Source organism: Streptomyces sp. NPDC027189, assembly GCF_055566975.1.
Window position 1 is genome coordinate 1 of record NZ_JBVHRI010000076.1, and the last position, 2,477, is coordinate 2,477.

3 protein-coding genes are annotated in these 2,477 nt (G+C 70.6%); all 3 read right to left on the minus strand.

Going from position 1 to position 2,477, the window contains the following annotated elements; genetic code table 11:
• On the minus strand, window positions 1-853 hold an 853-nt coding region (locus ACZ4RZ_RS50215; protein WP_467754364.1), incomplete at its 3' end, for a GlgB N-terminal domain-containing protein.
• 59 nt (window positions 854-912) lie between these two features.
• Entirely contained in the window at window positions 913-2,286 is a 1,374-nt protein-coding gene (locus ACZ4RZ_RS50220; protein ID WP_467754366.1) for a maltokinase N-terminal cap-like domain-containing protein, read from the minus strand.
• A gap of 56 nt (window positions 2,287-2,342) precedes the next feature.
• A partial coding sequence (locus ACZ4RZ_RS50225; RefSeq protein ID WP_467754368.1) for an alpha-glucosidase C-terminal domain-containing protein occupies window positions 2,343-2,477 on the minus strand: 135 nt, incomplete at its 5' end.

Sequence of the window (2,477 nt, forward strand, 5' to 3'; positions counted from 1 at the left end):
GGTCGGAGACGTAGGAGGGGAGTTGGTCGGCCAGTTGCCGGTACGTCAACCCGGGCCGCCAGGACGGCAGATGCACCTCGTAGACGGAGAACGGGACTTCGTGCACCGGACGCTCTGCCCGACCCGCCATCCACTCGGCGTCTGCCCACGCATAGGACGACTCCGTCACGATCGATGCCGTCGCCGGAGGTACCTCGGTGCGGCGGGCCATCGGGTCGGCGCGCAGCGTGCGCGTTCCATCGGGGCGGGTGATGTCGAACTTGTAGGGCGTGCCCTCACCGATGCCGGGAAGGAACAGCTCCCACACCCCGGAGGAGCCCAGCGACCGCATCGGAGATCCCGTGTTGCCGTCCCAGTGGCAGAAGTCCCCGCAGACCCTGACGCCCCGCGCGTTCGGGGCCCACACCGTGAAGCGGGTGCCGAGGACGCCCTCGTGGGTCATGGGGTGGGCGCCCAACGCCCGCCACAGCTCCTCGTGCCGGCCCTCGCCGATCAGGTGCAGGTCGAGTTCTCCCAGCGCGGGCAGGAAACGGTATGGGTCCTGCACCTCGAACTCGGTGCCGTCGTACGTCACCGACAGCGTGTACTCGGGGATCGCCTCGAGCGGCAGTACGCCGGAGAAGAGGCCGTCGCCCTCGTCGTCCAGTTTCGTGGACAGCCCGTTCACCACCACGGCCACCGCCTGGGCGTATGGACGCAGCGCGCGGAACACGATGCCGCCCCGCACCGGGTGCGCGCCCAGCAGCGCGTGAGGATCGTGATGCGCCCCCGACAGCAGGCGTCCCCGGTCCGACGAGTCCAGCGAAGCGGAAGTGGCCGGCCGTATGCTGACCGGTGCGGTGCGGACTGTCACGGCTTCAGCCTCCTCGAGAGGGGAAAGGGAGCGTGCGGGGTGTCGCGGTCGAAAGGCCTTCACTGGCGTTCGGCGAGACGCCTGACCGCCGCCATCGGCACGGGCAGCCAGTCAGGACGGTGTCTCGCCTCGTACAGCACTTCGTACACGGCTCGGTCCGTTTCGTACGCGCGCAGCAGCTCGGGTTCCTCGCGCGGGTCCCACTCCGCCTCGGCGGCATAGCCCGCGCAGTAGGCCTCGCGGGCGCGTTGTGCCCACTCGGGACGCCAGGGATGGCGGGAGCGGGCCGCGTAGTCGAACGAGCGCAGCATGCCCGCGACATCGCGTACGGGAGACTGGAGGCGCCGGCGTTCGGCGAGCGGTCGGGCGGGCTCGCCCTCGAAGTCGATGACGGACCACTGCTGTCCGGCCTGCAGAACCTGGCCGAGGTGGAGATCGCCGTGAATGCGCTGGGCGGGACGGACCGCCATGTCGAGAGCGCCGAGTGCGTCGAAGGCGGACCGCAACCCGTCCGCGTGCGGACCGAGTTCCGGTACGGAACGGACCGCGGCGTCGAGCCGCTCACTCATCGCGGTGGCAAGCAGCCTGTTCTGAGGCGGACTGGTCACGTCTATGCGGAACGCCGAGGCCAGTGCCAGATGCACCTCCGCGGTCGCCCGGCCCAGTTCGTACGCCTCGTCGGTGAACTCCCGCCCCGAGGCGAGGGATTCGAGCGCCAGCGTCCAGCCGTCGGCGGCCTCGCGCAGGAATGGCTGAAGAACTCCGAGTGTCGCTTCCTGCGGCCAGGAGGTCCGAAACCACGCGGCGGGAGCGGGTACACGGGTGCAGCCCTGACGGGCCAGCGCCCACGGGACCTCCAAGTCCGGATTGATGCCGGGCTGGACACGGCGGAAGACCTTCAGGATGAACGAGTCCCCGTACACCAGAGAGGAGTTGGACTGCTCGGCGTCGAGGAGACGCGGAGCCAGACCGGTGGGCACCGTCACTCGTGTGTCGCGCTCGAAACGCAGCGGACCCGCCGTGCCCGGTCGGCGGAGGCGCTCCAGGAGCAGTCCCGCCGCCGTGGGGTCGTGAAAGGCGTCGTAGACCATCAGGTCCGCCAGCGGGCCGGCGCTCGCCCGGCCGATCGCGGCATGGGCGAGACGCGGCGGCAGGACTTCCCGTGCAGCGAGGAGCAGTTGATAGCAGTCGTCGGGTGGGGGAGTGCCCGGGCCGCCGTGGGCCGGGGGGCCGAGGTGCTCGGTGCGGACCAGCAGGTGCAGGCACCCTGGGTACAGTTCGGTCGTCGACACCAGGGTCACATCCGTGACGGGCCTGCCCTTGCCCGCGAACCAGCGCTGCCGCGGCAGCCACGCGCGCAGCAGTTCTGCGAGCGAGGTCAGCAGCGGAGCGGGGCCGAGGCCGCTCGGACGATGCAGCGCGGTCTTCGCCATGGCGACACGTCCCTTCAGGAGCAGGCGGGCTTGCGGGAGCACACGGAGGCTCACGGTCAAGAGCGCCTGGTGGCGCTGGGCGCGACTGCGCGACGCAGCCGGAACCAGTAGAAGCCGTGGCCTGCGAGGGTGAGCAGGTAGGGCAGCTCACCGATGGCCGGGAAACGTACCCCGCCGATCAGCTCGACCGG

Bases quoted from the DNA above. Each gene is read 5' to 3' on its own strand.
- ACZ4RZ_RS50220 (WP_467754366.1), bottom strand. From the start codon at position 2,286: ATGGCGAAGACCGCGCTGCATCGTCCGAGCGGCCTCGGCCCCGCTCCG.